The organism is Nonomuraea sp. AD125B, assembly GCF_041402765.1.
Classification (GTDB): Bacteria; Actinomycetota; Actinomycetes; order Streptosporangiales; family Streptosporangiaceae; genus Nonomuraea; species Nonomuraea bangladeshensis.
This window is the reverse complement of record NZ_JBGLOU010000007.1, coordinates 105,809-131,209: the sequence shown is the minus strand read 5'-3', so window position 1 is coordinate 131,209 and position 25,401 is coordinate 105,809. Positions and strand designations below refer to the sequence as shown.

The window sequence follows — 25,401 nt, the reverse complement described above, 5'->3', positions numbered from 1 at the left end:
TCACTCCCCGGCCCCGACCGGCAGCCAGACGCGCATGGTCGCGGGGCCGCGATTGCCCCACCGGTGGTACGGCACCAGCCGCAGACCGGCGTCCGCACCCGAAGGACGCCCGTCCGGCTCGTGGCCGTACGGCCAGCCCGGCGGCTCGCTGCCGCCGCCGAGCGACGCGGCGACCTCCAGCTCGACCACCCCGTCCACGTGGTGCTCCACGGGCGGGGCCACGCGGGCGGCGAGGTCGCCGAGCGGCGGCTCGTCGGCCACCGACTCCGCGCAGTAGACCAGCGGCCCGCGCTCCACGGCGGCGCTGCCCCGCAGCGCGTCCACGCGCCGGTCGGGGAACGTCCAGCGCGGCGCCATCGGCAGCTCCAGCCGCAGCTCGTCGCCGGTCCGCCAGGGGCCGTCGGCGACGGCGTAGCCGGGGGCGACCTCGCGGACCTCGCCGCGGTGCGTGAGCCGCGCGCCCTCCGCCCAGGCCGGGACGCGAAGAGCGATCCTGCCCCTGCCGCCGGTCAGCGCCCGTACGGTCACCGCGCCGTCCCACGGGTAGCCGGTCTCCACCTTGACGGCGAGCTCCCCGTGCCTGATCTCGGCCGGGGTCGGGTGGTGGATCTGGATGCCGTCCGCCGTGGCGGTGGCGACGTACGCGGGCAGCGAGGCCAGCGTACGGGCGATGTTGTTCGGGCAGCAGGCGACGTCGAACCAGGGCGAGCGCAGCCCGCCCTCGGGGCCGTGGTTCACCCCGTCGAGCGGCACGGCGGGCACCCGCACCTGCAGCGGGTTGGCGTAGAAGAACGAGCGGCCGTCCAGCGCGACGCCGGTGGCCAGCATGTTGTAGAGCGTCCGCTCGGCCAGGTCGGCGTAGCGCACGTCGCCGGTCGCCAGCAGCAGCCGGTGGGACAGCATGACGGAGGCGATGCTCGCGCAGGTCTCGTTGTAGGCCCGGTCGGGCGGCAGCTCGTAGTCCTCGCCGAACGACTCGTCCGTGTGGCGCGAGCCCATGCCGCCGGTCAGGTGCGTACGCCGGGCGACCGTGCGCTCCCACTGCGCCTCGACCGCCTTCAGCAACTCCTCGTCGCCGGTCTCGACGGCCACGTCCACGACGCCGGAGGCCAGGTAGAGCGCGCGTACGACGTGGCCGCGGAACACCTGGGCCTGCCGTACCGGCTGGTCGTCCTGGTAGTAGGCGCGGCCGAAGGGGATGTCGGCGAGCGCGGGCAGGCCGCGGCGCTCGACGAAGCGGCGGGCCATCTCCAGGTAGCGCTCGGTCCCCGTCGCCCGGTACAGCTCGACCAGCGCCATCTCGATCACCGGGTGCCCGCAGGTCTGCGTGCCCTCCATGAAGCGGCGGCACACGTGGTCGGCGGCCCGCACCGCGACCCTGGTCAGCGTGTCCTCGCCGTGCGTGCGCAGCCGGGCCACCCCGGCCTGGATGAGGTGGCCGTAGCAGTAGAGCTCGTGGCCCCACTCCAGGTCGGTGTAGCGGCTGCCGGTCCAGCGGGTGTTGAGGTAGCCGTCGCCCTCCTGCGCGCCCGCCACGATCTCGGCCAGCGCGGGCAGCCCCGGATGGTCCGCCCAGGCCATGGCCTCCAGCAGCTTGTAGATCTCCGAGTCGCTGAACTCGCGGCCCCGCCTCGGGCGCTCGCCCCGGAAGTTGCCGATCCAGCCTTCGCGCTCTTCCCATTCCTGGCAGTGGGCGATCGTGACCTCGCGGTTGAGCGCCACCCGGTCGCCCCAGAAACCGGGCGAGAGGCGTACCGCGTCGAGGCCGAGGGGGGACAGGACGCCCGATGAGGGCAGGACGGGATTAGCCACGCAGAGCTCCTGACATGAATCCGCGCACGTAGTGGCGCTGCAGCACGATGAACAGGACGAGACAGGGGATGGCCATGACCATGACGCCGGCCTGGAGCATGCCGTAGTCGACGGCGCCGAACGTGCGCTGCGTCATGCTGACCACGGCCACCGGCAGCGTGAACGACGCGCCGTCGTTGAGCAGGATGAGCGGCGCGAAGAAGTCGTTCCACGAGGCGAGGAAGGCGAACAGCCCGACCGTGATCAGCGCCGGCCGCACCGCCTTCAGCAGGATGCCGGAGAAGGCGCGGAACGTGCCGCAGCCGTCCACCAGCGCCGCCTCCTCCAGCTCGCGCGGCAGCGCCTCGAACGCGTTGCGCATCATGAACAGCGCGAACGGGAGCTGGAACATCACGAACACCAGCGACAGCCCGACGAGCGAGTTCTGCAGGCCGAGGTAGCCGAGCAGCACGTAGAGCGGGATGAGGATGGTCGCGTACGGCACCATGAGGATCGCCAGCGTGGCGAGGAACAGCACGTTCTTGCCGGGGAAGTCGAAGCGGGCGAAGCCGTAGCCGCCGAGCGCCGAGACGACCAGCGTGCCGGCCACGGTCATGACGGAGACGAGGACGCTGTTGGTGGCGTACGTGCCGAGGCCCTCGCCGAAGCCGGCCATCTCCAGGTAGTTGGACGGGTCCTCCAGCGACGCCCAACCGCTCCACACCAGCGGGAACAGGAACAGCACCGCCAGCGCCGACAGCGTGAGATAGCGGCTCATCGCAGCCTCCGCATCATGAACGTGTTGAGGCCGACGAGGGCCACGAGCAGCACGACCGACAGCGCCGCCGCGCCGCCGAGGTCGAAACGGAAGAAGGCGTCCCGGTAGACGACCATGACCATCGACACCGTGCTGTTGTCCGGGCCGCCGTTGGTGAAGACGAAGAACTGGTCGAAGGCGAGCAGCGAGCCCGTCACGCTGAGGATGAGCATGAGGGCCAGCGTCGGGCGCAGCAGCGGCAGGGTGATCCTCGTGAAGATCTGCCGGCGGTTGGCGCCGTCGCTGCGGGCGGCCTCGTACACCTCGGTCGGGATGGCCTGCAGGCCGGTGAGCAGGATGAGCATGTTGAACCCGGCGAAGCGCCAGATCACCAGCGTGATCGTGGAGAACAGCGCCATGTTCGGGGTGCCGATCCACTTGACCGGCTCGCTGGTGAGGCCGATGGCCTGGAGCATCGGGTCGATGGGGCCGAAGTCGTTGTTCAGCATGCCGTAGAACAGCAGGCCCGCCGCCGCGAAGCCGACCGCGCCCGGCAGGAAGAACGCGGTGCGGAAGAACCCGATGCCCGGCCTGCGGTCCTGCACGAGCAGGGCCAGCCCGAGCGCCACCGCCGACAGCAGGACGGTGGTGAGGGCGGTGTACTTCAGCGTGAAGAGCACCGCGTCGACGAAGAGCGGGTTGTCGGCGATCTTGGTGTAGTTGTCCGGGGCGTTGAGCGCCGGGGCGCCGAGCAGGGGCCAGCGGTTGAGCGACATCCAGACCACCAGCACCAGGGGCGCGACGAAGAGCACGCCCACGATGACGGCCGTCGGTGCCGCGTACAGCCAGCCCTGGATCTTCCTGCTCCGCCACCGGGCGGGGGGCGTGCCGTGGGCCGCCCGCCGCCCGGAACGGGTCATCGTCAGGGTCATTGCTGCAGGGACTTCGTGATCTCGGCGTTGAGCTGCGGGAGCTTGGAGGCGTCGCCGAAGACGGCCTCACGGGCGTAGCGCAGCCACGGGCCCTGCGGGTCGTTGAAGGTCTGGCCGAAGCGCAGGGCGAACGGGGTCTGGCCCTTGGCCACCAGCGAGTTGATCAGCACCACGCGCGGGTCCTCGGACGAGTACTTGTTGCCGGCCAGGTCGGTGCGCGCGAGCACGTCCTTGTTCTTGGCCATGACCTCGACCTGGGCCTCGTCGCCGACCGTCCAGGACAGGAACTCCCAGGCGGCGTCGGCGTTCTTGGTGGTGGAGCTGATGCCGATCGAGTCGCCGCCGACGAACGTCGACTCGCCGCCGTCGGGGCCGGCGATCGGGGCGACGCCGATCTTCATGTCCTTCGGCATCAGGCCGAGCGTGGTCGAGGGCATCGGCATGACGCCGATCTCGCCCTTCGGGAAGAAGCCCGTCCAGGTCGGGCCCTGCTCCTCCTTGGCGGTGGGGCCGGTGACCTTCTTCTCGTACAGCTCGCGCCAGATCTTGAAGACCTCGGTCATGGCGGGCTGGTCGTTGAGCGACTGGGTGCCCTCGGCGTTCATGACCTGGCCGCCGGCCGCCCAGACGGAGGGCCAGAAGGTGAAGACGTAGCAGCCGCCGCAGTTGCCGCCGAAGAACGTGCCGTGGACCTTGCCGTCCTTGCCCAGCTTCTCCTGGACGGCGGTGGCCTGCTGGGCGAACTCCTTCAGCGACTTCGGGCCCTGCTCGGGGTCGAGGCCGGCCTTCTCGTACAGGTCCTTGTTCCAGAACCAGACCGACAGGTCGAGGGTGTGCGGCAGCGTGTACATGCGGCCGTCGAGCGTGCCCAGCTTGATGTGCGAGGGGGCGAGCTTGTCCTTGTACGGCAGAGCCGCCAGTCTGTCGGTGATGTCCAGGAACAGACCCTGGGAGGTGTAGTTCGGGACGAAGATGACGTCGGCCGCGAACACGTCGGGGAGCTGCTTGGCCCCGGCCGCGGCGGCGATGCGCGGCTGATAGTTGTCCGTCGGGATGACGGTGAGCTTGACCTGGTTCTTATGGGTCTTGTTGTACTGCTGGACCAGCCGCTCGCTCTGGGTCTGGGTGGCGGCGCGGGTCCACATCGTGATCGTGACGGGGCCCGCCTCCTGGGCGCCGCCGTCGCCGCCGTTCCCGCCGTTTCCGCAGGCCGCGGCCGTGAGCGCTAACACACCGAGAAGGGAGATCCCGGCCAGCCTTCGTCTCATGTTGTGCTCCTGGACTTAAAGGTTTTCGGAAACGTAGAAGAAACACGGACCTCTGTCAATGGGTGCTAGGGTGCTAAGCAGTTCACAGCGACCGAAAAGGGTTTCGAAGCATGGCGACTAAGCGGGCGACCATCAACGATGTGGCCTCGCTGGCGGGGGTGTCGATCGCCACGGCGTCCAAGGCGCTGAACGGGCGGCAGGACGTACGGGCCGCCACGCGCGAGCGGGTGCTCGCCGCCGCGGCCCAGCTCTCCTTCCAGCCGAACGCCCTCGCCAGAGGGCTGCTGTCCGGCCAGACGCGCACGGTCGGGCTGCTGACCTCCGACAGCGTCGGCCGGTTCGGCATCCCGGTGCTGCTCGGAGCCGAGAACGCCTTCGGAGCCGGCGAGATGGCCGTGCTGCTCTGCGACGCCCGCGGCGACGCCATCAGGGAGCAGCACCACCTGCGGGCGCTGCTGTCACGCCGGGTGGACGGGCTCATCGTCGTGGGCGAGAGCACCGACCCGCGGCCGTCCGTGAGCAAGGACCTGCCGGTGCCGGTCGTCTACGCCTACGGGCCCTCCGACGACCCGGAGGACGTCTCGTTCGTGCCCGACGACGTGGGCGCCGCCGCCATGGCCGTCAACCACCTGCTCGCCCTCGGCCGCCGCCGCATCGCCCACGTCACCGGCCCCACCCACTACAAGGCCGCCCGCGACCGCGAGGAGGGCGCCCGCCTCGCCCTGGAGGCGGCGGGCCTCCCCCAGGCCGGCCAGACCCTCTCCGGCCCGTGGTCGCAACGCTGGGGCCGGCACGCCGCCGAGATGCTGCTGATGTCCGAGCCCGAGATCGACGCCGTCTTCTGCGGCAGCGACCAGATCGCCGCCGGCTTCGTCGAGGCCGCCCGCGAACGCGGCCGGCGGGTGCCCGACGACATCGCGGTCGTCGGCTACGACAACTGGGAGGTCCTGTCCACCGAGACCCGGCCGGCGCTGACGACCGTGGACATGAACCTGGAGTCACTGGGCCGGACCGCGGCCCAGCACCTGTTCGCCGCGATCGACGGCAAGGCGACGCCCGGCGTCCACAAGATGCCCTGCCAACTCGTCATCCGCGACTCCACCTCCCCACCCGGCATCTCCTGACCCGTGGGCGCGTTCGGGACGCATGGCGGGCCCCTGAACGGCAACTAGTCGACATCGATGAGGCGCCTCAAGGACTCGGGTAGAGCGGTCAGATAGTTGCCATCCAGGTTGAGCCCGGTGAGAGCGGGCAGGTCGCCCAGCCACTCGGGCAGAACGGTCAGCCGGTTGTCGTACAGGTCGAGCCAACCGAGGGCGGTGAGATTCCTCAAGGACTCGGGCAGAACAGTCAACTGATTGCCGGCCAGGTCGAGCGCTTCGAGGGCGGTGAGGTTCCTCAAGGACTCGGGCAGAACGGTCAACTGGTTACCGGCCACGTTGAGGTCGGTGAGAGCGGTGAGGTTCCCCAGCCACTCAGGCAGAACGGTCAGCCGGTTCCCGTACAGGCCGAGCGATTCGAGGGCGGTGAGGCTCCTCAAGGACTCGGGCAGAACGGTCAACTGATTACTGGCCACGTTGAGCACGGTGAGGGCGGTGAGGTTCCTCAAGGACTCGGGCAGAACGCTCAACTGATTACCGGCCACGTTGAGCTCGGTGAGAGCGGTGAGGTTCCCCAGCCACTCAGGCAGAACGGTCAACTGATTGCCGCCCAGGTTGAGCCGTTCGAGCGCGGTGAGCTGGGCGAGTGACCCGGGCACCGTGCTCAGCTGGAGACGGCGCAGGTCGAGGTCGGTTGATCCGTCCTCCGAGCACTCGGCTATCCGTGTGGCGGCGATCGCCTGGCCTTCCTCGGAGTCCATCATGATCTCTTTTTTCCTTGTCCACTCGCGCGCCTGGGCTCGCCCTGCGCCATACCGGTCGCCGTCCCCTCCTCGGCCGCTTCGGGCACGAGGATCGACGATGACGATAGAGACGGGCACTGGAGAATGACTTGTAAGTCATGGGACGGCCCGGCCGGCGGGGCTGGTAATCCGGATTAGCACTGCGGGAACCCTTGACACCCGACGCGGGGGAGGCGAACAATTCCGGCATTGCCCCTCGCGCTAATGCGCATTAGCTGAGGAACGTCATGCCTCCCCCCGATCCCTCGTCACACCGTCGCCTCACCCAGCGCGACATCGCCCGCCTGGCGGGCGTCAGCCAGACCACCGTCTCCCTGGTGCTCAACAACCGGGCCGGCGCCGACTCGCGGATTCCGGCCGAGACCAGGGACCGGGTGCTGCGGGTGATCCGGGAGACCGGGTACGTCGCCGATCCGGCGGCCCGGCGGCTGGCGGCGCGGCGCAATCGCATGCTCGGGGTGTTCACCTACGAGCCCGTCTTTCCGAGCGCGACCGGCGACTTCTACCACCCGTTCCTCGTCGGGATCGAGGAGTGCGCCGAGCAGTTCGGGTGCGACCTGCTGCTGTTCACCAGCGCGCCCACCGTGGACGGGCGTAAACGCGTCTACCACCAGGACAACCGGCTGCGCCTCGCCGACGGATGCGTGCTGCTCGGGCGCGAGCTGGACCGGGAGGACCTGGCGCGGCTGGTGGGCGAGCGCTACCCGTTCGTGTCGGTGGGGCGGCGTGACGACGCGGGCGGCACGGTGCCGTACGTCGGCGCCGACTACGTCTCGGCCGTCCGGGACCTGGTGGTGAAGGCCCGCGCGCTGGGCCACGAGCGGGTCGCGTACCTGGGGCACGGGGTCGGCGCCGAGTCGTACGCCGACCGTTTCCGCGGCTTCGCCGACGCCGTCGAGCGTCCGCTGCGGCTCGTACCCGGCGAGGCCGCGGACATGGCGGAGCGGGTGCTGGCGGCGGACGTCACGGCGGTGTTCGCCGAGGAGTACGCCGACGCCGTCGCCCTCGCCGACCTGCTGGGCAGGCGCGGCGTCAGCGTTCCCGGCGACCTGTCGATCCTGACCCTGGGCGACCCCACCCGCCCGGCGCCGACCGACATCGACTTCACCGGCTTCCTCATCCCCCGCAGGGAGATGGGCCGGCAGGCGGTCGAGGACCTGACCGAGCTGATCGAGGGCGGACCGCCCGTCCAGCGGCTGTTGCCGTGCGAGCTGACCGAGGGCGTCACCCTGGCGCCTCCCACCAAGTGAAAGGATCGGAGTTGCGCGAGTCGAGCACCGAGGTGCTGATCGTCGGGGGCGGCCTCGGAGGAGTGGCCGCGGCGCTCGCGGCCCTGCGGGCGGGCAGGAAGGTGGTGCTGACCGAGGAGTACGACTGGCTCGGCGGCCAGCTCACCAGCCAGGCCGTCCCGTCCGACGAGCACACCTGGGTCGAGCAGTTCGGCATCACCGCGAGCTATCGGGCGCTGCGTGAGGGCATCCGCGACTACTACCGCCGCCACTACCCGCTCACCGAGGGCGCGCGCGCCTGGCGGGCGCTCAATCCGGGCGCGGGCTGGGTGAGCCCCCTGTGCCACGAGCCGCGGGTGGCGGTCGCGGTCATCGACGCCATGCTCGCCCCCTACATCGGCGGCGGGCGGCTGACGGTGCTGCAGCCGTACCGGCCGGTGGCGGCCGAGGTGGACGGCGACCGGGTGACGGCGGTCCGGCTCGCGCACCGCGACGGCGGCGACGAGCACTGGATCACCGCGCCGTACATCCTGGACGCGACCGAGACCGGCGAGCTGCTGCCGCTGACCGGCACCGAGTACGTCACCGGCTTCGAGTCGCAGGCCGACACCGGCGAGCCGAGCGCCCCGGCGACCGCGCAGCCGCTCAACATGCAGGCCGTCTCCGTCTGCTTCGCGATGGACCACGTGGACGGCGACCACACGATCGACCGGCCGGAGCGCTACGACTTCTGGCGGACGTACCAGCCGGAGTTCTGGGGCGGGCCCATCCTCGGCTGGCGCAGCCCGAACCCGCGCACGCTGGAGATCACGGAACGTTCCTTCACCCCCAACCCGGGCGACGACCCGCTCCAGGTCCACGCCGACCAGCGGCGCAACCCCGGCGACGGCAACCTGTGGACCTTCCGCAGGATCGCCGCCAAGGACCTGTTCACGCCGGGCGCGTACGCCAGCGACATCACCCTCGTCAACTGGCCGATGATCGACTACCTGGAGGGCGGGATCGTCGACGTCCCCGACGCCGCGGAGAACCTGCGGCGGGCGAAGGAGCTGTCGCTGTCGGTCCTGTACTGGATGCAGACCGAGGCGCCGCGTCCCGACGGCGGCACCGGCTGGCCGGGGCTGCGGCTGCGCGGCGACGTCACCGGTTCGGCCGACGGCCTGGCCCAGGCCCCGTACGTGCGCGAGTCCCGCCGCATCCGCGGCGCGTACACGATCGTCGAGCAGGACCTGTCGCTGGCCGTGCGCGGCGACAAGGGCGCCGTCCGCTACCCCGACTCGGTCGGCATCGGCATGTACCGCATCGACCTGCACCCGTCCACAGGCGGGGACAACTATCTCGACGTGCCGAACAGCCCGTTCGAGATCCCGCTCGGCGCGCTGCTCCCCCGCCGCGTCGAGAACCTCCTCCCGGCGGGCAAGAACCTCGCCACCACGCACATCACCAACGGCTGCTACCGGCTGCACCCGGTCGAGTGGAACATCGGGGAGGCCGCCGGCGCGCTGGCGGCGTTCTGCCTCGACCGGTCGACCACGCCGCACGCCGTGCGGCAGGACCCGGCTCTGCTCGCCGCGTTCCAGGACCGCCTGGAGGCGCAGGGCGTCGAACTCCACTGGCCGGACGTCACCGGCTACTGATCCCCCCTTCTGTACTCCCCCTCTGCAAGGAGCGCCGATGCGCATCACCCTGGCCGCCGCCGGCCTCGCGGGACTGCTCGTCCTCACCGCCTGCGGCTCTGGCGGCGACGAGACCGCGAGCGGGCCCGCCGCGCTGCGGATGACGGTCTGGACCGGCAACGCCGAGCACCTCGACCTGCTCAACGCGATCGCCGCCGACTATCTGAAGACCCACAAGGACGTGGCGTCGATCAAGTTCGACACGCTGCCGCTGGAGAACTACACGACGACGCTGACCACGCAGATGGCCGGCGGCAACGCGCCCGACCTGGCCTGGATCCTGGAGAACTCGGCGCCCGACTTCGTCGGCTCGGGCGCGCTCGCGCCCCTGGACAACCTGGTGAAGCCGGAGGAGTTCGCCCCCGCGACCACGAAGCTGTGGCAGCGAGACGGCAAGCTGTACGCCTACCCGTTCTCCACCTCGCCCTTCGGCGTCTTCGTCAACGAGGACCTGCTGAAGCAGGCGGGCCAGAAGGTCCCGAAGGCCGGCTGGACGTGGGAGCAGGCGGTCGAGACGGCGGCGGCGGTCAACGCGAAGACGGGCAAGGCCGGCCTGGTGGTCCGCGACTTCGACTACAAGGGCTGGGACAACCTGGCCACCGTGTGGGGCGGCTGGGGCGCCGAGGCGTGGAGCGAGGACGGCCGGACCTGCGGGTTCACCAAGCCCGAGATGGTCGAGGCGATGACGTTCCTGCACAAGGCGATCTTCGAGAAGAAGGCGCTGCCCGGTCCCGGCACCACGGCCGACTTCTTCGCCGGTGAGGCCGCGATGACGATCACCCAGATCTCCCGCGCCTCCCTGCTCAAGGACGCCACCTTCACGTGGGACCTGATCCCGCTGCCGACCGGCCCGAAGGGCGGCTACAGCGTGATCGGCCAGGCCGGCGTCGGCGTGGTCAAGAAGAGCCCGAACGCCGCCAAGGCCGCCGACTTCCTGGCCTTCCTCTCCAACCCGGACAACGCCGCCAAGCTCGGCCAGTTCTTCCCGCCGCCGCGCACGCCGCTGCTGACCGCCGACGGCCTGGGCAAGAGCAACCCGCTGCTCAAGCCGGAGCAGCTCCAGCAGGTCGTCATCGACGGCATCGCGAACGGCCGGGTCAAGCCCAACCACGCCGGCCAGGCCGAGCTGGCCCAGACCGTACGGGCCGGGCTCGACCCGCTCTGGCAGCCGGGCGCCGACGTGGCCAAGACGCTCGCCGGGGTCTGCGCCGCGATCCAGCCGATGCTGGCGAAGTGACGGCATGATGGCGATCGACGTCCGTCCCGGCGGTCGCTGGTGGACCGCGCGCCGCCGCGACCACCTGGTCGGCTACGCGTTCGTGGCCCCGCAGTTGCTCGGCAGCCTGCTGTTCGTGTTCCTGCCGCTCGGGCTGGTCGTCTACTACAGCCTGCACGAGTGGAACGTTCTGGCCGACACCTTCGACTTCGTCGGCGGCGACAACTACCGGCAACTCCTCGCCGACCCGAACGTCCCCAAGGTGCTCACCGCGACCGCGGTGTTCTCGGCCGGCCTGGTGGTGTTCAACCTGTCGCTGGCGATGCTGCTCGCGGTGCTGCTGAACCAGCGGCTGCGCGGCACGGTGGTGTTCCGTACGGTGTTCTTCTCGCCGGTGGTGGTCTCGCTGGTGGCCTGGACCATCGTGTGGGGCTTCATGCTCCAGCGGAACGGCGGCGTCAACGCGTTCCTGGACGTGCTGGGCGTCGAGGGGCCCAACTGGCTGCGTACGGGCTCGGGCGCGATGGTGTCGGTGATCGCCGTCCAGGTCTTCAAGAACGTCGGGCTCAACATGGTGCTGTTCCTGGCCGCGCTGCAAGGCGTGCCCAAGGAGCTGTACGAGGCCGCGCGGCTCGACGGCGCGGGCGCGTGGGCCCGGTTCACCCGGATCACCCTGCCGATGATCAGCCCGACCGTGCTGCTCACCTCGATCATCACGGTCGCCGGGTCGCTCCAGGTCTTCGCCCAGATCGCGGTGCTCACCCAGGGCGGCCCCGGCACGTCCACGACCGTGCTCGTCTACTACCTCTACCAGCAGGCGTTCCAGTTCCACCACTTCGGCTACGGCGCCACGCTGTCGGTGCTGCTCTTCGTGATCGTGCTCGCCCTCACCGTGCTGCAGTGGCGGATGCGCAGGAGGTGGGTGTTCCTTGAGACGTAAGACTCTTCTGTACGGCGTCCTGTGCGTGCTGTGCGTGCCGTTCGTCTTCCCGACCTGGTGGATGGTCACCTCGTCGCTGAAGCCGGTCAACGAGATCTTCGCCTTCCCGCCGTCGCTGCTGCCGAACGCGCCGCGGCTGGAGGCGTACCGGCAGGTGTTCGAGCTGCAGCCGTTCGCGCAGCAGTACTGGAACAGCCTCTACATCGCGGCCGTGGTGACGGCCGGGACGCTGGCGATCTCGGCGCTGGCCGGCTGGGCGTTCGCGCGCATCCGCTTCCGCGGCTCGAACGCGTTGTTCCTGGTGATCCTGGTCGGGCTGCTGATCCCGAGCGAGGTCACGATCGTGCCGCTGTTCCGGCTGTTCCACTCGGCGGGGCTGACGGACACGCACTGGCCGCTCATCCTCGTGCCGGTGCTGGGCGCGCCGAGCGTGCTGGCCACGTTCATCATGCGGCAGTTCTTCCTCGCGCTGCCGAAGGAGCTGGACGAGGCCGCGGCCGTGGACGGGCTCGGGCGGCTGGCCACGTTCTTGCGGATCGGGCTGCCGCTGGCCAGGCCCGCGATCGGCGCGGTGGCGATCTTCACGTTCCTGCACAGCTGGAACCTGTACCTGGAGCCGATCGTCTTCCTCACCACGCCGGAGCGATTCACGCTGCCGCAGGCGCTCACCCAGTTCGTGGACGCCTACGGCGGGCCCATGTGGAACGTGCAGCTGGCCGCCGCCTCGATGACGGCGCTGCCGGTGCTCGTGGTGTTCGTGCTGGCGCAGAAGCAGTTCGTGGAGGGGCTGGCGCACACGGGTCTCAAGGGATGATTTGCTGGAAGCATGCCTGATCTCGTTGTCGACGGCGGCGACAAGCTGTGCGTGCAGCTCCTCATCGAGCTGCGCGGTCACGTGCGCCGCGCCGGCCCCGGCGCCGTGATCCATCTGATCGCCACCGACCCGGCCGCGCCCGTCGACCTGCCGGCCTGGTGCCACCTCACCGGGCACACCTACCTGGGGCCGGTCGAGGGAGCGGGGCGGCCGACGTTCGCGCTGCGGGTGGCGGAGGAGGCGCACGAGACGCAGGACGCGCGGCCCTGGCACGTGGCTTGACCGGTTAACGGAGGTCTGCTCCGGGTGGCCTACAGTTAGAGGCGGTTACCCGGTTCAGGGCGGGAGCCAGGTCAAGAGAGGGAGTCCGTGAAGCGACCGACGATCGCCGACATCGCCAGCAGGGCGGGCGTCTCCAAAGTGGCGGTGTCCTACGCGCTCAACGGGCAGCCCGGCGTGTCGGAGGCGACACGGGCCAGGATCGTCGCCATCGCCGAGGAGATCGGCTGGCGGCCCAACAGCGCCGCGCGGGCGCTCAACGGGGCCCGCGCCGACTGCGTGGGGCTCGCGCTCTGCCGTCCCGCCCGGGTCCTCGGCGTCGAGCCGTTCTTCATGGAGCTGATCAGCGGCATCGAGGGGGTGCTGGCCGACCGGTCCTACGCGCTGCTGCTCCAGGTCGTCACCAGCCACCAGCAGGAGAGCGAGGTCTACCGGCGCTGGTGGGGCGAGAGCCGCATCGACGGCGTCTTCCTCGTCGACCTGCACACCTCCGACACCAGGATCGGCGAGCTGGAGCGGCTCGGCATGCCGGCCGTGGTCATCGGGCACCCGTCGCAGTCGGGCTCGCTGTCGGCGATCTGGTCCGACGACGGGCAGGCCGTCCGCGAGACGGTCGGCTACCTCGTGGCGCTCGGTCACCGGCGCATCGCCCGGGTGGCGGGGCTGCCCGAGCTGGTGCACACCGCGCTGCGCGACCGGGCCTTCGCCGAGGCGTGCCAGGGGGTGGCCGAGCCGGTCACGGTCCACACCGACTACACCGGCGAGGAGGGCGCCCGCGCCACCCGCCGCCTGCTCAGCTCGCCCGACCGGCCGACGGCGATCATCTACGACAACGACATCATGGCCGTGGCCGGGCTCTCGGTGGCACAGGAGATGCGGGTCGAGGTGCCGCGCGACCTGTCCGTGGTGGCCTGGGACGACTCGCCGCTGTCGCGGGTCGTCCGTCCGCCGCTGACGGCGCTCACCCGCGACATCCCGGCCTACGGGGCGCACGCGGCGCAGCGGCTGCTCGCGCTGATCGCCGGGGAGAGCGTCCCCCCGTACGAGGACCAGGCGGCGGCGCTCACGCCGCGCGGCAGCACCGGCCCCGCCCCGCTGTAGCGTCCCGGCACGTGTCGCGCGGCCGGGGCCAGGCGGCTGGCAGACCGCGTGGCCCTGCGCGCGACACGTGCCGCCCCCTCCTTCGCGGCGGGTCCGACCTCACTGAGCGCTCGGGCCGACGGTCGAATACCTCCATGTCGCCACGAATCTGGACGGGCGCGTAACGCCAGGTCTGCGGGGTAGGCGGCACCCATGACTGAGAGCCTTGACACCGATCTGCTCTGGGAAGAGTTCCACCGCGCGGTCAACATGAACTCGGAGGAGCTGCGCTCGTACCTGCTGGCGGACGCGTCGAACGAGGACGGCTTCCCGCCCGACCCCGACCTCGGCATCGACGAGCTCGGACGGGGCGTGCTGCACGTCCTGAGCAAGCGCAAGGGCGATCTCACCAGGACCGATCTCGACGTGATGCGGCAGGTCATCGAGCTGGTCGAGACCCTGGACGGCCGGACCGACGACGAGTCGCGGCGCGAGCTGATGTCCGTCGGCCACGACCCGCTGCGAGGCTGACCCCCTACCGGGGGCGCGCACTGCAAGAATGGGTCTTCGTCCATCCGAGGAGACCCGTTGAGAGACAACCTCGACCTCGCCGCGAGCGCCCAGAAACTGGCCGACGCCGCCCCGACGGGATCGATCGACCGCGCCGCCGCCTCGTCCGTGGCCATCACGCTCGCCACCACCCGCGACATCGACCAGGCCAGGGAGACCCTGGGCGGGCTCTCCCCCGAGGAGGTGCGCGAGGCCGCGCTGGAGCTCTTCGACCGGCTCTCCGCCGACTCCTAGGGCTCCCGGGCCGATGCGGGTCGGGATTCTGGGGCCGCTGCAGGTGGCGGGCGCCCAGGTGGGCGGGGCCAGGGTGCGGGCCCTGCTGGTGCGCCTGGCGCTCGACCCCGGCCGGGTCGTCCCCGCCGACCGGCTGATCGACGACCTCTGGCCGGACGAGCCGCCCGCCCATCCGGCGGCGGCGCTGCAGTCCCTGGTGTCGCGGGCCCGGCGCGAGGCCCCCGGCCTCATCGGCTCCCATCCCGCCGGCTACCTGCTGGACGTGCCGCCGGGCGAGGTGGACGCCTGGGCGTTCGAGCAGCTCGTACGCGACGGCGAGGCCCACCGGGCGCTGGCGCTCTGGCGGGGGCCCGCGCTGGCCGACGCGGCGGACCTGCCCTTCGCGGCGGGCCCCGCGGTGCGGCTGGAGGAGCTGCGCCTGACCGCGCTCGCCACCAGGATCGCCCACGACCTGTCCGCCGCCGGTCCGGTCCTGGAAGGGCTGGTGGCGGAGCTGGAGGGGCTGGTGGCGGCGCATCCGCTGCGGGAGCCGTTCCACGCGCTGCTGATGCGGGCGCTGTCGGCGCTGGGGCGGCGGGGCGAGGCGCTGGCCGTCTTCGAGCGGATCAGGGCCGCCCTGGGCGACGAGCTGGGCGCGGGCCCCGGGCCCGAGCTGCGCGAGGCCCACCTGGAGGCGCTGCGGGAGCCGCCGCCCGCGCCGCGCGGCAACCTGCCCGCCCCGGTGACGAGCTTCGTGGGCCGGGCCGGCGACGTTTCCCGGCTGCGCGCCCTGCTCGGCGGCGGGACCCGGCTGGTCACCCTGACCGGCGCGGGCGGCGCGGGCAAGACCCGGCTGGCGCTGGAGGCGGCCGGCGGGCTGGTCGCGCCCGGCGGGGTGTGGCTGGTGGAGCTGGCGGCCGCGGACGGGGTCCGGGCCGCCGTGGAGAGCGTGCTGCGGACCAGCGACCCGGCGGCGGCGTTACGCGGGGCCGGCGCTGTGATCGTGCTCGACAACTGCGAGCACGTGGTGGAGGAGGCCGCCAGGGTGGCGGGGCGGCTGCTGGCGGAGGTCGCGGACCTGCGCATCCTGGCCACCAGCCGGGAGCCGCTCGACATCCCCGGCGAGACCGTTCATCCCGTCCCGCCGCTGCCGGAGACGCAGGCCGTCGAGCTGTTCGCGGCGCGGGCCGCCGCGGCCAGGCCCGGCCTGCGGGTGGAGCCCGGCCAGGCGGCGCGGATCTGCCGGGAGCTGGACGGCATCCCGCTCGCCATCGAGCTGGCCGCCGCCCGCCTGCGCACGATGCCGGTGCCGCTGCTCGTCGAGCAGCTCGGCGAGCAGCGGCAGCGCCTGGCCCTGCGCGGCGGGCGCACCGCCGAGCCGCGCCACCGCACGCTGCGCGCGGTCATCGACTGGAGCTGGAACCTGCTCTCCGACGCCGAGCGCGAGCTGCTGCGCGGGCTGACCGTCTTCTCGGGCGGCGCGACGTACGAGGCGATCGCCCGGGTCTGCGGCGGCCGCCTGGACCTGCTGTCCTCGCTCGTGGACAAGTCGCTCGTCGCGGTGTCCGGCGACCGCTACACGATGCTGGAGACGATCCGCGAGTACGCCGCCGCCGACCTGCCCGAGCTGCGCCGCGCCCACGCCCTCCACTACACGGAGCTGGCCGAGCGCGCCGAGCCGCACCTGCGCACCGGCGCGCAGTTCGCCTGGCTGGCGGTGCTGGACGCCGAGCACGGCAACCTGGAGGCCGCGCTGCGCCACGCCGAGGACCCGCTGCGGCTGATCCTGCCGCTGTTCTGGCCGTGGATCATGCGGGCCAGGCTGCGGGAGATCCGCGAGCAGGCCGCCGCCGTGCTCGCCCGGGTCGGGGACGTGCCGCCGCCGGGCAGGGAGCTGGCGCACGGGCTGTGCCGGATGCTCGCGGGCGAGCCGGCGTCGGAGGCGGTGCGTGACTCCGACCATCCGGCGGCGCTGAACTTCTGGGCGATGGGGGCCGTGCTGGGCACCCCTGACGACGTCGTGGCGCTCACGGAGCGCGGCGCCGAGCGGCTGCGCGACCATCCCGACCCGTGGGTCAGGTCCGCGGCGCTGCTGGTCGCGGGCCTGGTGCGGTTCGAGTACGGCACCGTGGCGGGCGCGGAGGACCTGCTGGAGCCGGCGCTGGACGGCTTCAGGCGGACCGGCGACCGGTGGGGCCAGTGGGCGGCGTCCTACTGGCTGTCGCTGGCGGCCGAGAACCGCGGCGACTTCGCGGCCGCCGTCGCGCTCACCGAGACGCCGGGGATGGCCGGGTCGCCGGGGCTGCCGGGGCTGGAGGAGGTGGCGCTCGGGCCGATGTCGTACCTGCTGCGGCTGGGGCAGCTCAAGTGCCGGGCGGGCGACCTCACGGGCGCGGCCGGCGCGCTGGCGCGGGCGCAGGAGGCCGCCGAACGGTCGCGGGAGCCCGAGCCGCTGGCCCGGGTGCTGCACGCGCGCGCCGAGCTGGCCCGGCGCGGCGGCGATCCGGCGGAGGCGCGGCGGTTGCTGGAGGCCGCGCTCGCCCTGGACGTCGAGGCGAGCGCGCAGTTCCGTGCGCTGCTCCAGATCGAGCTGGCCCGGGTGACCGAGCCCGGCCGCCCGCTGCGCGCGGCGCTGGAGCTGATGGCCGGCTGCTCCGACCGGACGGTGCGGGCCACGGTGCTGGAGGGCGTGGCCGGGCACCTGGAGCCGGCGCCCGCGGCCGAGCTGCTGGGCGCGGCGCGGGCGCTGCGCGGCATCGCCGAGTCCGCCGACCCGTACGTGACCGCCCTGGCCGCGCGCTGCCGCGAGGCGCTGGGCGCGGCCGGTTTCGCGGCGGCCGTGGAGAGGGGCGCGGCGCGGCCGGACCCGGAGCGGCACGCTCTGGGGTCGCTCGCGTCCCGGTGAAACGCCACGACCTGCGAAGCTTCCCTACCGGTGTCCGATACGTCAGGGTGGCAACAACGAATCCGTGAGGAAGGAGACCTGTGGCCAGTCCTGGCACGCTGGACGCTAGGGGAAGCGATTTCGCCCGGCTAGCCCATCGCATCGCGGACGCCGGCCTGCTCGACCGGCGTCCCGTCTACTACGCGGTCCGGATGGGCGTCTGCGTCGCCGTCTACGTCGCCTCCTGGACGCTGTTCGCCCTGGTGGGCGACTCGTGGCTGCAACTGCTCGTGGCGGCGCTGCTGGCCGTGGTGTTCAGCCAGTTCGGCTTCCTCGCCCACGATCTCGGCCACCGCCAGGTCTTCCGCACCCGCCCGCCCAGCGACCTCGCGGGCCTGCTGTTCGGCAACCTCGCGATCGGGCTCGGCTGGGGCTGGTGGAACAGCAAGCACAACCGGCACCACGCCAACCCCAACCACGAGGACCACGACCCGGACGTCTCGCCCGCGGTCATCGTGTTCTCGGCGGACCAGGTCGCGAGGAGCCGCGGCCTGCCCAGGCTCGTCGCCCGCCACCAGGCGTTCTGGTTCCTGCCGCTGCTCACGCTGGAGGCCTGGCACCTGCACGTGGCCAGCGTGAAGGCGCTGCTCAAGCCGGGGGCGCGGCGGCGGTGGCAGGAGCTGGGACTGCTCGCGGCGCACTTCGCGGCCTACTTCGGCGCGGTCTTCGCGGTGCTGCCGCCGGGCAAGGCGCTGGCGTTCCTGGCCGTGCACCAAGGGCTGTTCGGGCTCTACCTGGGGTGCACGTTCGCGCCGAACCACAAGGGCATGCCGGTGCTCACCAAGGAGGACAAGCTCGACTTCCTGCGCAAGCAGGTGCTCACCTCGCGCAACGTGCGGGGAGGGCCGGTCCGCGACGTCCTGCTCGGCCAGCTCAACTACCAGATCGAGCACCACCTGTTCCCGAACATGCCCGCGCCGAACCTGCGCCGCGCCCAGCCCATCGTGGAGCGCTACTGCGCGGAGATCGGCGTCAGCTACCTGCAGACCGGCCTGGTCGCCTCCTACCGGCAGGCGCTGGGTCATCTGCACGAGGTGGGCGCCTCGCTACGCTGACTCCTCCTCCTCCAGGCGGGCGACCAGCCTGTCGCGGCGGCGCTCCAGCTCCGCGATCAGCTCGACCTGCTCGTCCGCCTGGCTGATCACCGCGGCCTTCTCGATCTGGTCGGTCGCGCCCATGTCCCGGATCTGCTCGCGGATGTCGTGGTTCTCCGCGCGCAGCCGGGCCAGGTCCTCGTCGAGCCGGCGCAACTCATCCTTGGTGCTCATCCACGGACGGTACCCGTACAGAATGGGAGGCATGCGAAAGCCCTCCACCAGCACGCTGGTCTCGCTCGCGGCGGTCGGCGTCGTGGCGGTGGGCACGGTGGTCACCGCGATGCTCAACCCGTCGCGGCCGCCCAACCTGCTGGACGTGCTGCTGCCGCTGGCGGCGAGCGCGGCGACGCTGGTCCGGCGCAGGTTCCCGGTCACGGCGCTGATCGTGGTCGCGCTCTGCGTGGCGCTCTACTACCCGTGGGGGCGGCTCGACGGGCCCCTGCTGGTGCTGGCGTTCGTGGTGCTCTACACGGCGGCCGACCTCGGGCACCTCACCGCGGCCGTCGCCACCGGGGGCACGCTGCTGCTGGCGATGGGGCTCGGCGAGTCCGGCGGCACCCGGCACGTGGACGACACGATGTTCGTCGCGATCGGCGGCTGGGTGGTGGCGGCGGTGGCGTTCGGCGGGGTGACCAGGACGCGGCGGGCCTACCTGCTGGAGGCGGAGCGGCGGGCGGCCGACGCCGAGCACAGCAAGGAGGAGGAGGCCAGGCGGCGGGCCAGCGAGGAGCGGCTGCGCATCGCGCGGGAGCTGCACGACGTGCTCGGGCACAACATCTCCATGATCAACGTGCAGGCCGCGGCGGCGCTGCACGGGCTGAAGAAGCGGCCCGAGGAGGCCGAGCGGGCGCTGCGCACGATCAAGGACACCAGCAAGGAGACGCTGCGGGAGCTGCGCACCACGCTGGGGGTGCTGCGGCAGGTGGACGAGGGCGTGCCGACCGCGCCGGCCGACAGCCTGGCCAGGATGGACGCGCTGGTCGCCGCCTCGGGCCTGACCGTGCGCACGGAGCTGTCCGGGCCGCTCGACGCCCTGCCCACCGAGGTGGACCTGGCCGCCGCCCGCATCATCAGGGAGGCGCTGACGAACGTCTCCCGCCACTCCGGCGCGGCCGAGGCCCGGCTCTCGGCCGCCTGCCGGGACGGGGAGCTCGTCGTCCGCGTGGAGGACGACGGCCCCGGTGTCACGTACGACGGGGGCAGCGGCTTCGGCCTGCGGGGCATGCGCGAGCGCGCGAGCGCGCTCGGCGGCACGCTGGAGGCCGGTCCGCGCCCCGAGGGCGGCTTCCGCGTGGTCGCCCGCCTGCCGATCGAAGGAGCCCGATGATCCGCGTGCTGCTCGCCGACGACCAGACCCTGGTACGAGCGGGTTTCCGGTCCATACTCAGCGACGAGGACGACATCGAGGTGGTCGCCGAGGCCCCCAACGGCGAGGTCGCCGTGGCCGGAGCCCGCGAGCACCGGCCCGACGTCGTGCTCATGGACATCCGCATGCCCGAGCTGGACGGCCTGGAGGCCACCCGCAGGATCGCCGGCGACCCGCGGCTCGACGGCGTCAAGGTGATCATCCTGACCACGTTCGACCTGGACGACTACGTCTACGGGGCGCTGCGGGCCGGCGCGAGCGGCTTCCTGGTCAAGGACACCGAGCCGGCCGAGCTCATCCACGCGGTCCGGGTGGTGGCGCGGGGCGACGCGCTGATCTCGCCGTCGGTCACCCGGCGGCTGATCGCCGAGTTCGCCGGCCGGGTGAAGCGGCCCGAGCCGGGCCCCCGGCTCAACGCGCTGACCGAGCGCGAGCGGGAGGTGCTGACGCTGGTCGCGGCCGGGCTGTCCAACGACGAGATCGCCGCCCGGCTGGTGCTGAGCCCGGCCACGGCGAAGACGCACGTCAGCCGCATCATGACCAAGCTGGCGGCACGCGACCGGGCCCAGCTCGTGGTGCTCGCGTACGAGGCCGGGATGATCACGCCCGGCTGGCTTACCACCTGAGCGGTACGCGAGGGACCCGCCTGCATCCCAGGGTGTACGGGCAATCGTCGTCCCCGGCATGACGCGGCGGCCGGTGCCGTGACCGGAGACTCTGCGGCATGGAAACGGTGGATCTCGCCCGGCTGCAGTTCGCGCTCACGGCGGGCGCGCACTTTCTCTTCGTCGCGCTCACTCTGGGCCTCGCGACCCTGGTGGCCGTGCTCCAGACCCGGGCGACGGTGACCGGCAGCCCGATCCATCTGCGGATGACCCGGTTCTGGGGCCAGCTCTACCTCATCAACTACGCGATGGGCATCGTCACCGGCCTGGTCATGGAGTTCCAGCTGGGGCTGGCGTGGAGCGGGCTCACCGAGTACGCGGGCGACGTCTTCGGCTCGGCGCTGGCCATCGAGACGCTGGTGGCGTTCTTCGTCGAGTCGACGTTCCTCGGGCTGTGGATCTTCGGCTGGAACCGGCTGAACCGGTGGGCGCACCTGGCGCTGATCTGGGTGGTGACGCTGACCGCGTACGCGTCGGCGTTCTGGATCATGGTGGCGAACGGCTTCCTGCAACACCCGGTCGGCCACGTGCTGGAGGGCGGGGCGCTGCGGATCGCCGACTTCGGGGCGATGGTCGGCAATCCGGCCGCGCAGCTCGCGTTCTGGCACATCCTGGGCGGTGCGCTGCTCACCGGCGGGTTCTTCATGGCCGGGGTGAGCGCCTACCACCTGCGGAGGCGCACGGCCGAGCAGGACTTCTTCCGCAAGTCGCTGCGGCTCGGGCTCGGGCTGGCGCTGCCGGCGGCGATGTTCACGGTGACGTTCGGCGGGCTGCAGTTCTCCTACCTGCAGCCGTCGAAGACCGCGGTGTGGGCGGACCGGGCGGAGCTGATGGCCGAGACGCAGGCCGCGATGGCGGCGCTGCACGGGCCCGGCGACTACCTGCCGCCGGTGGGCGCGGTGCGGGTGGCGGGCGTGCTGATGATGGTGCTCTGGCTGGTCATGACCGTGGTGGCGGGGCTGAGCGTGCTGCTCATGGCGTTCCGGCCGGCCGTACGGTCCTTCCGGCCCTGGCACTGGCTGCTGACGCTGATGATCCCGGTGCCGTTCGTCACGATGCTGGCCGGATGGGTGTTCCGGGAGGTGGGACGCCAGCCCTGGGCCGTGTACGGCCTGCTCACCACGGCCGAGGCCATGTCGCCGCTGACCGCGACGCAGGTGCGGGTGTCGCTGACCGCGTTCGTCGCGGTGTTCGCGGCGCTCATCGCGGTCAACTACTGGCTGCTGGCCCGGCACGCCCGGCGCGGCCCCGGCGCGGTCGCGCTCGGCGAGCAGCCGGTCGAGCCCGCCCCCGCCCCCGTCCCCACCTTCTAGGAGTACGCCGTCATGGAGATCTTCGTTCTCGCCTTCTTCGCCCTCGGCTATCTCGTGCTGGGCGGGGCCGACATCGGGGTCGGCATGGTGCTGCCCTACCTGGGGCGCTCCGCGGCCGAGCGGCGCGAGGTGATCGCCGCCATCGCGCCGTTCTTCCTCGGCAACGAGGTGTGGCTGGTGGCGACCGCCGGGGTGCTCGCCGGGCTGTTCCCCGAGCTGGAGGGCGAGCTGCTGAGCGGCAACTACACGCTGGTGGTCGGGCTCGTGCTGGCGTGGGTGGTCCGCGACATGGGGCTGTGGCTGCGCGGGCGGCTGGAGCGGCCCGGCTGGCAGGCGTTCTGGGACGGCGCGACCGTGGCGGGGAGCTGGGGGCTCGCGCTGACCTGGGGGCTGCTGCTCAGCCGCGTGCTGCTCGGGCTGGAGGGGCCGATCGCGGTGCTGCCCGCGCTGGTGGTGGCCGCGCTGTTCGGCACGCACGGGCTGACGTTCGCGGCGCTGCGGCTGCGCGGCGGGCTGCGCGAGCGGGCGGGCGTGCTCACGGGCGGCGGCGGGGAGGCGCGGGCGTACGCGCTGACCGCGGCGGCGCTGCTGGCCGTCGGGGTGCTGGCGGGGCTGCGCCTCCCCCTGCATCCGGGCACGTCGGGGCCGGTGCTGGTGCCGGTGGTCCTGGCACTCGTCCCGTTCCTGGTGGCGTCCCAGGCGTGGGTGTGGTGGACCTTCCGGCACCGGGTCACCGGGCCTTCCTACCTCTAGAAGACCGGAACCCCTTCCCTGGTGAGCTTCCAGTTGGAGGCGGCGAAGTCGGCCGGGTCGATGGTGCCCTTGGCGGTGGCGTACTCGATGAGCGCCTGGCGGATCTCCACCTGGGCGTTGTAGAGGACGGGGGCGGTGGTGACGTGCGGGAAGCCGCCGCCGCCCGACTGCCGGTAGTTGTTGATCGCGACCACGAACTCCTTGTCGGCCGGGACGGGCTGGCCGTCGTAGGTCAGGTTCGCGATGCGCTGCCCCACCGGCTTGCTGACGTCGATGTCGTACGAGACGCCGGAGAGCTGGTCGTAGTTGTAGTCGGGGGTGCCGGAGGCGTTGGTGAGCGTGGCCACGTCCACCGGAGCGCCGGGGGCGAGCTGGTTGAAGTACTTCGCCGAGTACTCCAGGTAGTCCTTGATCTGCGCGCCGGTCAGCTTGATCGCCAGCAGCGTGTTGTCGTAGACGTAGAGGCCCGCCACGTCCCTGACCCGGACGTCACCGGCGGGGAAGACCGCCGAGCGGCTGAACGGGGCCGCGATCGACAGCACCGGCAGCGTGTTGTCCGGCAGCGCCTGCTTGACCGTCTCGGTCTGCACCTGCTGGATGTAGTCGAGGATCGGCGTGTCCTTGTACGGCGACTCGGCCGCCGACAGCTCCTGCGCCGACTTGGCCACGACCTTGTTGACGTAGCCGACGGTGGTGTCGTGCTGCGGCTTCAGCAGCGAGACGATCTTGGGGTCCTCGGCGACCGTGTTGGTGTTGATCGTGGCCGAGGACTTGCCGGTCACGACCCACTTGCCGCGCTGCTTGGCGAGCTGGAAGTCCAGCCGGGACAACCGCTGGCCCCACCGGCCGGGCTCGGTGAGCAGCACCTGCTGCCCGGTGACCTTGTTGGTGACGAACTTCTGCGGCACGTCGTTGTGCGCGTGCCCGAACAGCACCGCGTCGATGCCCGGCACCTGCTCGGCGACCAGGGCCGAGGCGTTCTCGACGGGCAGGTCGCCGCCGTAGGAGGACATGCCGTTGTCGCCCGCGTGCGCGGTCACGACGACCACGTCCGCGCCGAGGCCGCGGATGACCGGCACCCACTTCTTCGCCGAGTCGACCAGGTCGGTGAAGCGCAGCTTGCCCTCGACGTTGGCCTTGTCCCAGATGGCCACGCCGGGGTTGGTGAGGCCGAGCACGCCGACCTTGATCGGCTTCTCGCCCTTGACCTTCATGGTCTTGATGACGAACGGCTGATACGCCGGCAGGCCCGACTTCGCGTGCACGGCGTTCGCGCCGAGCACGGGGGCCTTCATCTGCTTGATCCAGGTGGCCAGCAGCGGCAGACCGTAGTTGAACTCGTGGTTGCCCAGGGTCACGGCGTCGTAGCCGATGGCGTTCATGGCCTTGGCCATCGGGTGCGTCTGGCCGGTCTCGGTGATCGGCTCGATCTTGGCGTAGTAGTAGGCGAGCGGCGTGCCCTGGATCGTGTCGCCGGAGTCGAAGAGCAGCGTGTGGCCCGGCCCGCGCTCGGCCCTGATCGTGTTGACCAGCGTGGAGACCTTGGCCAGGCCGACGCTGTTGCCCGCGCTGTCGGCGTAGGCGGCGTCCTTGAAGTAGTCCCAGTTGAGGACGTTGCTGTGCAGGTCGGACGTGCCCATGACGGTGACGGTGACCGTCTTCGCGGGTCCCGCGTGGGCGGCCCCGGCCTGAGCGGGGAGCGCTGCCAGGGCCAGCGCGGTCAGCGCGGCGGCCCCGGCGAGGGCGAGCTTCTTGGTCTGCATGTGCCTGGAGGGTAATCGGGACAAATTACTCAGTGGTTACGATTTACCCAACGGCTCCCGGGTCACGAACTCCCGGATCAGCGCGGTGATCTCGGCCGGGCGCTCGTGCAGGACCACGTGACCGCTGTCGAGCTCGGCGTACTCGCTGCCGGGGATGGCGGCGTGCATCGCGCGGGCGTGCTCGACCGGGACCAGGTAGTCGCGGGTGTTGCCGACGACCAGCGTGGGCGCGGTGATCTTGGGGAGCAGGTCGCGGACGTCCACCCTGAGGTCCAGCTCGATCTGGCGGAGCGTGCCGCGCGGCGGCTCGCCCATGAGCGCCGCGACGCCTGCCTCGCGGACGAACTCGGGGCTGAAGGCCACCAGCGGCCCGTACGCGGCGAAGCTCTCGGGGTCGGTGCGGGCGAGCCTGGCCCAGGTGCGCAGGCCGAGTTCGAGCCGGTCGTCGGCGAGGTGCGTCCAGCCCGCGATGAGCACCAGCCGCCGGACCAGCTCGGGCCGCTCGGCGGCGACCGCGGCGGCCACGACCGCCCCGAGCGAGAACCCCACCAGGTCGGACGGCCCCTCGAAGGCCGCGGCGACCTGCCCGGCGAGCAGGTCGAGCGTGAGCTCGCCGCCGGGGTCGGCGGTGGCCCCACTGCCCGCGTAGTCGGGGGTGATGACGGTGCGCAGGTCGCTCAGGCCGGGCACGAGGTGGGCCCAGTTGGTCGCGGCGTCGCCGCCGGTGCCGTGGACCAGGACCAGCCCGGGGCCCTCGCCGGCGCGGCCGTAGTGGACGGGGCCCGCGGGGTGCTGCGCGATGGGCATGGTTCTCCTCAACCTTTCTTTAGTG

Annotated in this window: 24 protein-coding genes; 16 read left to right on the top strand and 8 right to left on the bottom strand. The window is 71.8% G+C overall.

Annotated elements, in window-relative coordinates:
- Genes ACBR40_RS19965 through ACBR40_RS19950 form a run of 4 tightly spaced genes read right to left on the bottom strand, consistent with a single transcriptional unit; the run spans position 1 to position 4,748 of the window.
- Positions 1-1,812 carry a glycoside hydrolase family 127 protein gene (locus ACBR40_RS19965; RefSeq protein WP_371249683.1) on the bottom strand — a complete coding sequence of 604 codons (1,812 nt, stop codon included), beginning with the start codon at positions 1,810-1,812 and terminating at the stop codon, positions 1-3.
- Positions 1,805-2,569, bottom strand: a complete 765-nt coding sequence (locus tag ACBR40_RS19960) for a carbohydrate ABC transporter permease (protein ID WP_364455577.1) — start codon at positions 2,567-2,569, stop codon at positions 1,805-1,807. Before ACBR40_RS19960 ends, ACBR40_RS19965 begins: the two co-directional genes overlap by 8 nt.
- Complete coding sequence (locus ACBR40_RS19955) at positions 2,566-3,480, bottom strand: carbohydrate ABC transporter permease (RefSeq protein WP_371249682.1); 915 nt, start codon at positions 3,478-3,480, stop codon at positions 2,566-2,568. Before ACBR40_RS19955 ends, ACBR40_RS19960 begins: the two co-directional genes overlap by 4 nt.
- Complete coding sequence (locus ACBR40_RS19950; RefSeq protein ID WP_371249681.1) at positions 3,477-4,748, bottom strand: ABC transporter substrate-binding protein; 1,272 nt, start codon at positions 4,746-4,748, stop codon at positions 3,477-3,479. Before ACBR40_RS19950 ends, ACBR40_RS19955 begins: the two co-directional genes overlap by 4 nt.
- Positions 4,749-4,858: 110 nt before the next feature.
- Here ACBR40_RS19950 and ACBR40_RS19945 point away from each other — a divergent pair, with 110 nt between their 5' ends.
- The gene (locus ACBR40_RS19945; protein WP_344211480.1) at positions 4,859-5,872 is read left to right on the top strand and encodes a LacI family DNA-binding transcriptional regulator; all 1,014 of its coding nucleotides are present in this window, start codon (positions 4,859-4,861) and stop codon (positions 5,870-5,872) included.
- Positions 5,873-5,916: 44 nt separating this feature from the next.
- Here ACBR40_RS19945 and ACBR40_RS19940 read toward each other — a convergent pair whose 3' ends face one another.
- Positions 5,917-6,612 (bottom strand): leucine-rich repeat domain-containing protein, encoded by a 696-nt coding sequence (locus ACBR40_RS19940; RefSeq protein WP_371249680.1) that lies wholly within the window; start codon positions 6,610-6,612, stop codon positions 5,917-5,919.
- 266 nt (positions 6,613-6,878) lie between these two features.
- Between ACBR40_RS19940 and ACBR40_RS19935 the strand changes: the two genes are divergently transcribed.
- The 11 genes from ACBR40_RS19935 to ACBR40_RS19885 all read left to right on the top strand — a co-directional run bounded on the left by ACBR40_RS19935 (position 6,879) and on the right by ACBR40_RS19885 (position 18,667).
- A complete protein-coding gene (locus ACBR40_RS19935; protein ID WP_344211484.1) occupies positions 6,879-7,901 on the top strand; it encodes a LacI family DNA-binding transcriptional regulator in 1,023 nt (340 codons plus the stop codon).
- Positions 7,902-7,912: 11 nt separating this feature from the next.
- Complete coding sequence (locus ACBR40_RS19930; RefSeq protein WP_371249679.1) at positions 7,913-9,517, top strand: FAD-dependent oxidoreductase; 1,605 nt, start codon at positions 7,913-7,915, stop codon at positions 9,515-9,517.
- Positions 9,518-9,554: 37 nt separating this feature from the next.
- The gene (locus tag ACBR40_RS19925; RefSeq protein ID WP_344211488.1) at positions 9,555-10,793 is read left to right on the top strand and encodes a sugar ABC transporter substrate-binding protein; all 1,239 of its coding nucleotides are present in this window, start codon (positions 9,555-9,557) and stop codon (positions 10,791-10,793) included.
- A gap of 4 nt (positions 10,794-10,797) precedes the next feature.
- Complete coding sequence (locus ACBR40_RS19920) at positions 10,798-11,712, top strand: sugar ABC transporter permease (protein WP_344211490.1); 915 nt, start codon at positions 10,798-10,800, stop codon at positions 11,710-11,712.
- Complete coding sequence (locus ACBR40_RS19915; protein WP_371249678.1) at positions 11,702-12,526, top strand: carbohydrate ABC transporter permease; 825 nt, start codon at positions 11,702-11,704, stop codon at positions 12,524-12,526. Before ACBR40_RS19920 ends, ACBR40_RS19915 begins: the two co-directional genes overlap by 11 nt.
- A gap of 12 nt (positions 12,527-12,538) precedes the next feature.
- Positions 12,539-12,808 carry a sulfurtransferase TusA family protein gene (locus tag ACBR40_RS19910; protein ID WP_344211493.1) on the top strand — a complete coding sequence of 90 codons (270 nt, stop codon included), beginning with the start codon at positions 12,539-12,541 and terminating at the stop codon, positions 12,806-12,808.
- An 87-nt stretch (positions 12,809-12,895) separates the two neighbouring features.
- The gene (locus tag ACBR40_RS19905; RefSeq protein ID WP_344211495.1) at positions 12,896-13,906 is read left to right on the top strand and encodes a LacI family DNA-binding transcriptional regulator; all 1,011 of its coding nucleotides are present in this window, start codon (positions 12,896-12,898) and stop codon (positions 13,904-13,906) included.
- Positions 13,907-14,098: 192 nt separating this feature from the next.
- The gene (locus ACBR40_RS19900) at positions 14,099-14,416 is read left to right on the top strand and encodes a DUF3140 domain-containing protein (protein ID WP_344211497.1); all 318 of its coding nucleotides are present in this window, start codon (positions 14,099-14,101) and stop codon (positions 14,414-14,416) included.
- A gap of 57 nt (positions 14,417-14,473) precedes the next feature.
- Positions 14,474-14,689, top strand: a complete 216-nt coding sequence (locus tag ACBR40_RS19895) for a hypothetical protein (RefSeq protein WP_371249677.1) — start codon at positions 14,474-14,476, stop codon at positions 14,687-14,689.
- 13 nt (positions 14,690-14,702) lie between these two features.
- On the top strand, positions 14,703-17,573 hold the full coding sequence (locus tag ACBR40_RS19890) for a BTAD domain-containing putative transcriptional regulator (RefSeq protein WP_371249676.1): 2,871 nt from the start codon (positions 14,703-14,705) through the stop codon (positions 17,571-17,573).
- A gap of 191 nt (positions 17,574-17,764) precedes the next feature.
- The gene (locus ACBR40_RS19885) at positions 17,765-18,667 is read left to right on the top strand and encodes an acyl-CoA desaturase (protein ID WP_344211659.1); all 903 of its coding nucleotides are present in this window, start codon (positions 17,765-17,767) and stop codon (positions 18,665-18,667) included.
- Here ACBR40_RS19885 and ACBR40_RS19880 read toward each other — a convergent pair.
- Positions 18,659-18,880: a hypothetical protein gene (locus ACBR40_RS19880; RefSeq protein WP_344211503.1), complete on the bottom strand. Its 222-nt coding sequence runs from the start codon at positions 18,878-18,880 to the stop codon at positions 18,659-18,661. The genes ACBR40_RS19885 and ACBR40_RS19880 overlap by 9 nt on opposite strands.
- A 31-nt stretch (positions 18,881-18,911) precedes the next feature.
- Here ACBR40_RS19880 and ACBR40_RS19875 point away from each other — a divergent pair, with 31 nt between their 5' ends.
- From ACBR40_RS19875 to ACBR40_RS19860, 4 genes are all read left to right on the top strand, one after another.
- Positions 18,912-20,036, top strand: coding sequence for a sensor histidine kinase (locus tag ACBR40_RS19875; RefSeq protein WP_371249675.1), 1,125 nt, complete (start codon positions 18,912-18,914; stop codon positions 20,034-20,036).
- Positions 20,033-20,701 carry a response regulator transcription factor gene (locus ACBR40_RS19870; RefSeq protein ID WP_344211507.1) on the top strand — a complete coding sequence of 223 codons (669 nt, stop codon included), beginning with the start codon at positions 20,033-20,035 and terminating at the stop codon, positions 20,699-20,701. Before ACBR40_RS19875 ends, ACBR40_RS19870 begins: the two co-directional genes overlap by 4 nt.
- 98 nt (positions 20,702-20,799) lie before the next feature.
- Complete coding sequence (locus ACBR40_RS19865; RefSeq protein ID WP_371249674.1) at positions 20,800-22,053, top strand: cytochrome ubiquinol oxidase subunit I; 1,254 nt, start codon at positions 20,800-20,802, stop codon at positions 22,051-22,053.
- Between the two features lie 12 nt (positions 22,054-22,065).
- Positions 22,066-22,806, top strand: a complete 741-nt coding sequence (locus tag ACBR40_RS19860) for a cytochrome d ubiquinol oxidase subunit II (protein ID WP_344211511.1) — start codon at positions 22,066-22,068, stop codon at positions 22,804-22,806.
- On the opposite strand, the gene ACBR40_RS19855 is transcribed toward ACBR40_RS19860, so the two are convergent.
- Positions 22,803-24,569: a bifunctional UDP-sugar hydrolase/5'-nucleotidase gene (locus ACBR40_RS19855; RefSeq protein WP_371249673.1), complete on the bottom strand. Its 1,767-nt coding sequence runs from the start codon at positions 24,567-24,569 to the stop codon at positions 22,803-22,805. The two genes, ACBR40_RS19860 and ACBR40_RS19855, sit on opposite strands and share 4 nt — an antisense overlap.
- Positions 24,570-24,605: 36 nt before the next feature.
- Positions 24,606-25,376: an alpha/beta fold hydrolase gene (locus tag ACBR40_RS19850; protein WP_371249672.1), complete on the bottom strand. Its 771-nt coding sequence runs from the start codon at positions 25,374-25,376 to the stop codon at positions 24,606-24,608.
- Positions 25,377-25,401: the final 25 nt, after the last annotated feature.